This is a genomic window from Mesorhizobium zhangyense, assembly GCF_011045115.1.
Taxonomy (GTDB): Bacteria; Pseudomonadota; Alphaproteobacteria; order Rhizobiales; family Rhizobiaceae; genus Mesorhizobium_M; species Mesorhizobium_M zhangyense.
This window is the reverse complement of sequence record NZ_JAAKZG010000041.1, coordinates 1-4,184: the sequence shown is the minus strand read 5'-3', so window position 1 is coordinate 4,184 and position 4,184 is coordinate 1. Positions and strand designations below refer to the sequence as shown.

Sequence of the window (4,184 nt, the reverse complement as noted above, 5' to 3'; positions counted from 1 at the left end):
TCGTCAGCGGTGGGGGTAAAATGCCATGATCCAGCCACGCCTTGCATGGCATGCCTTCAAGAACATGCTGCGTACCGCCGCGCGCGATCCGATATGGGCGGTGCTCGCTTTGATCGCGTTGCCGTTCCGCGCCTGGAAGCCGGTTTTGTTCGCAATCTTTATTCTGGCCATTGTGCTTTTTATCGTTGGCATGGGCGGCCGTTTCGCCCTCAAAGATTTCGGATATGGTCCCGGGACAATTCCGTTCATCGCACTCGATTTCCTGACCTTGGCGATCCTCGTGCTGTTCGCTTTCCACTTTCTGACCCAACCGCTCATTTTGCATTTTGGCGATATGGGCGACGATGAAACGCACGGCTCAGCGCGCTTTGCCACGACCAAGGAAATCGCTCCCCTCACCCGCACCAACACCGGTCTGCTGATTGGTCGCGACGACAGAACTGAAAAGCTGCTGCGCTATGACGGTCCGGCGCATCTGCTCACCATGGCGCCGACCAGAACCGGCAAAGGTGTCGGCACCATCATCCCCAATTTGCTGACTGCCAATCGCTCCGTGATCTGCATTGACCCCAAGGGCGAAAATGCAAAAATCGCTCGCCGTGCCCGCGAAAAATTCGGACCGGTCCATGTCCTCGATCCGTTCGGTGTCACTGGTAAAAGATCGGCCGCATACAATCCGCTCGATGCACTCGATCCGGATGGCCTCGATGTCGCCGAGGACGCCAGCACGCTCGCTGAAGCCCTCGTTCATGACGAACCGGGCATGGCCGGCGAGGCGCATTGGAACGAGGAAGCCAAGGCGCTGATCGCCGGCATCATTCTTCATATCGTCAGCCATGAGCCAAGGGACAGGCGAACGCTGTCAACCCTGCGGGAAAATCTCACGCTGGCGCCGGAGGCGTTCTTCGCCCTGCTGAAGGAGATGCAGCAGGCAACCGCTGCCAACGGATTGATCGCGCGGGCCGCAAACCGCCATCTTGGAAAGTCAGACCGGGAAGCGGCTGGCGTGCTCTCGGCAGCACAACGCCATACCCATTTCCTCGACAGTCCGAGAATGTCGACTGTGCTGGCACGCTCCGACTTCACCTTTGGCGACCTGAAGGCGCGGACAGGAACTGTCTTCCTCGTCCTGCCGCCCGATCGCCTCGGTACCTATTCGCGATGGCTTCGGCTGCTCATCACCCAGAGCCTCACCGACATGGCCAGAACCCCGTCAAAGGCCCCTGCCCCAGCGGCAGCGCCATCAGCTGCATCGGTACTGTACTTGCTCGATGAGTTCGCAGCCCTTGGCCATCTTGCCCCGGTCGAGCGCGCCATGGGTCTCATGGCCGGCTACGGCGTTCAGCTTTGGCCGATCCTGCAAGACGTGCATCAACTCCGTGCCACCTACGGTCAACGCGCTGGCACCTTTTTATCGAACGCCGGCGTCCTACAAATCTTCGGCGTCAATGATCACGACAGCGCTCGCCTCGTCTCCGATCTGCTTGGACAGGGAACCGCAGTCTTCCGCACAATGGGTCAGGCGTTCGATTCCGAAAAGTCCGGGATCTCCCTCAGTGAACAACACACCGCTCGTCCGCTGCTGACCCCCGATGAGGGTTCGAAACCTGCCTGAAGACACTCAGCTGCTGTTTCTTGCCGGGCAACGTCCGATCATTGCCGGGAAGCTGCGCTATTATGTAGACAGCGAGTTCAAGGGAGCGTTTGACACGGCATGATCAATTCGAAACCGGCGGTCCAGCCCTCCCCGACACCGAGGGGTCTGTGCGGACGTCCCGGTCGATCAGATCGAGGCCCGATCATTCGGGCGTCGTACCTTCATGCAGCCTTGCGAAAACCTGCTTCCAGGTTTCGTAGCTGGCATCCGAGCCTTCACAGCGCGCCAGCAACGCACACCAGGCGGCAATCGTGACGGGTTTCTGATCAAAATCGCGTGCCGAGCAACCCTGCCAGGGTAGCAGGATCAGGAGCGCTGATCGCGATCGTTTATGCAGTATCGCGGTGGGGCTCGCAACCGACAGTGGCCATGAAGTCTCTGGCGTAAGCGAGCGCTTTGTCATTGAGGCTCCGTCCGGAATGGAGACGACCAGCCCCATCCATCTTGCTGGAAATGTGGCTTGAGGAATCTCCAGCGGTCATTGTCGCATTCTCCTCCGATTAGAAACTCTCGTCAGCGGCATCTTTATCCTGCCCGGCGAAGGGTATCGTATTCTGCCCCAAGTCTGGTTTGCGCTCGCCGGTAGGGCGAAAAAGTCGGCCAAGGCCGCCTGTGCCTTGGCCGGCTCTACCGGTCCCACGAAACCGGCATTCTCAAAACCTTTCCGGGAAGCACAGGCTGCTGCCCGGAAAGCCGGTCAAGGCTGCTTCCACAACAAGCGGGCCTTGACCGGCTGCCCACCCGGACTTCCTCGTAGGGAAACGTCGGGCGGAACCCTTTTTAGCCGGAGCGCCTTCTGCCAAGGCCACGGTCCCTTCATGCCCCCGGAAATAACCATCCCGGTATCTGCTGCCCAATCTGCACCAGATCGTCGCGGGCCGAGCGGATTTGCGGCCATGGATGCTTTGAGTAGTCTTCCCAGGCTTCGTCCCGACGCAGCACCGCATCGAGCTTGCCCGCCACGCCCGCAAGCGAGGTAGCAGGCGTGACCGACAAAGCTTTGAGCAAACTCTCCTCCCGTTCCTCAGCCTCCCGCTCGGCCTTGAGCGCAACCGAATAGCCAATCTCCCGGTCCGCCGCATCCCAGCGTGCCTGCCGTTCCGCCAGATCGGCTTCCGCCCGAGAGCGAATGGCTGCCATGTCCGTCCGGTCGCCGATAACCCGATCAAGTGCAGTCTTCGAGCAGATCGTCACGCCCTCGCCATTGGGAAGATTGATGACGGTGCACAGAAAATCGACACGCTCGGCAAGTTCCACTTCCAGCTCCTGCTGCCTGAGGTGAAGCTGCTCGGCCAGCTCATGCGCTGCCTGCCACTCTTGCCAAAGCGCCAGAGCCGGGTCAGGCGTTGAAATGGGTGCGCTGTCCGGGATCGCAAGGCTTCGAGCCTGCGCATTTCCGCCAAGCGCCGCGCCGGTTACAGCAACAACCGCGCCACCAAGCGCCATCCGGCGGGTGACGCAGGCAAAACTCATGCTATGGTCGGAATCAGCCATGATCCGAGCTCCTCAACAGCTTAGGTTATGGTCAGGCCGGGCAGCGTGTTGACGCACGCTGTTCGGCTGCAATCGTGAACCACTATTACGTAAGTACCGTACATTACGGAAGCAGCCATTGTCAAACGCGTCCAATCCTCCACAGATGAAAACTGAACGTTTTGAGCTACGCCTCTCTGGTGAACAGCTGGCACGGATTGATGATTGGCGTCGCGACCAAGCTGATCTTCCTACCAGATCGGAGGCAGTCCGCCGTTTGGTCGAGGTTGGATTGAACTTGAGCAAGCCGTCCCGTATTTCTGGCGCCGAGCATCGCGGTATCAAATCCTCCAGATCCAACGAGTAGTTCCGCTGACTGCACTACTTGTCGGATGGGCATGTAACCACGCCCACGCTGCAGGTTATTGGCTCCGTGCCATGAATGCGGTGTGCTATCACAACTCGGCTTGCTTGCCCGCCGGCCGTTTTGCGGGCAGTCTTGCGCGGTGTTCACCCGATCTTAACCACGTTTCGCGCAGTCTTCACCTGCTGTGTATTGAGTACGCGTCTCGGCAACGATCGACGGGCAGCCCACTGCCTGTCGATCACGTCGATTGAGTGAATGGAAGCTATGAAATACGAGTCTCGTTACGATTGGACCGGAGCAAAGGTCCGCCGCCGCAGCCAGATCAGAACCATCACCGGCATATTGCTGGCAGTCACCACCGTCGGCGCGGCCTTCCTGGTCGGATCACTTCTACAATAACTGATGAAAATTTCATTTCGAGGGCCGGCCAATGACAACCGGCCAAAGCGTGTTCGCCCGTCAATCCGGATTGCAATAGTTCCCATCCTCGTGGCGATAGTCGTTGCAATCGTGTTGGTTGAACGATTTGTCCAAGGTTAAACATTCTCATCCCAAGCAGTCACCCGATGAGAACTGTCCGACATTCGGCTTTCCATGCAACCGAAAGTTAAGCTATCGTACCTTATTGGTTGCAAAGTTGGAAATCGTTCGTCGCAGGTCGTCTGAAGCCTTCACTCCCTGTAGATT

3 protein-coding genes and 1 pseudogene are annotated in these 4,184 nt (G+C 58.7%); 2 read left to right on the top strand and 2 right to left on the bottom strand.

The genetic code is table 11. The features are described 5' to 3' along the window. Nucleotides 1-25: 25 nt before the first annotated feature. Nucleotides 26-1,718: pseudogene (locus tag G6N74_RS30275) on the top strand (type IV secretory system conjugative DNA transfer family protein). 81 nt (nucleotides 1,719-1,799) lie between these two features. Here G6N74_RS30275 and G6N74_RS31685 read toward each other — a convergent pair. Together G6N74_RS31685 and G6N74_RS30270 are read right to left on the bottom strand one after the other, a co-directional pair. Continuing rightward, the gene (locus G6N74_RS31685) at nucleotides 1,800-2,060 is read right to left on the bottom strand and encodes a Y4oE-related protein (RefSeq protein WP_512698588.1); all 261 of its coding nucleotides are present in this window, start codon (nucleotides 2,058-2,060) and stop codon (nucleotides 1,800-1,802) included. 413 nt (nucleotides 2,061-2,473) lie between these two features. Next, complete coding sequence (locus G6N74_RS30270) at nucleotides 2,474-3,151, bottom strand: hypothetical protein (RefSeq protein ID WP_165121702.1); 678 nt, start codon at nucleotides 3,149-3,151, stop codon at nucleotides 2,474-2,476. Nucleotides 3,152-3,761: 610 nt separating this feature from the next. Between G6N74_RS30270 and G6N74_RS31345 the strand changes: the two genes are divergently transcribed. Then, nucleotides 3,762-3,896 (top strand): hypothetical protein, encoded by a 135-nt coding sequence (locus G6N74_RS31345; RefSeq protein ID WP_281354093.1) that lies wholly within the window; start codon nucleotides 3,762-3,764, stop codon nucleotides 3,894-3,896. Nucleotides 3,897-4,184: the final 288 nt, after the last annotated feature.

Excerpts from the sequence above, each read along its gene's own strand:
- G6N74_RS31685 (WP_512698588.1), bottom strand. The coding sequence starts at position 2,060 with ATGACAAAGCGCTCGCTTACGCCAGAGACTTCATGGCCACTGTCGGTT.
- G6N74_RS30270 (WP_165121702.1), bottom strand. The coding sequence starts at position 3,151 with ATGGCTGATTCCGACCATAGCATGAGTTTTGCCTGCGTCACCCGCCGG.
- G6N74_RS31345 (WP_281354093.1), top strand. The coding sequence starts at position 3,762 with ATGAAATACGAGTCTCGTTACGATTGGACCGGAGCAAAGGTCCGCCGC.